The following is a 263-nucleotide window of genomic DNA, read 5'->3' on the forward strand; positions in this document are numbered from 1 at the left end:
GCTCGGCGAGGCCGGCATTGTTGACCAGGCCGTCGATGCGGCCGAAGCGCGCCTGCGCCTTCGCGACGAATCCGCGGACCGAGGTCTCGCGCGACACGTCGAGCGTGGCGAAGAACGCCCGGTCGCCGACGTCCCATTCCTGCAACGCGGCCGCGCCGGCGCTGCGGTCGAGATCGCCGATCGCGACCCGTCCGCCTGCGCCGAGGATGGCCTGTGCGATGCCGCGGCCGATGCCCTGCGCGCCACCGGTGACCAGCACCACG

Annotated in this window: 1 protein-coding gene; it reads right to left on the minus strand. The window is 73.8% G+C overall.

The window, feature by feature from the left end; genetic code table 11:
* A partial coding sequence (locus tag SB719_RS20820; protein WP_412159840.1) for an SDR family NAD(P)-dependent oxidoreductase occupies window positions 1-263 on the minus strand: 263 nt, incomplete at both ends.

This window comes from Pantoea sp. SIMBA_079 (genome assembly GCF_046940275.1).
GTDB classification, from domain to species: Bacteria; Pseudomonadota; Gammaproteobacteria; order Enterobacterales; family Enterobacteriaceae; genus Pantoea; species Pantoea borealis.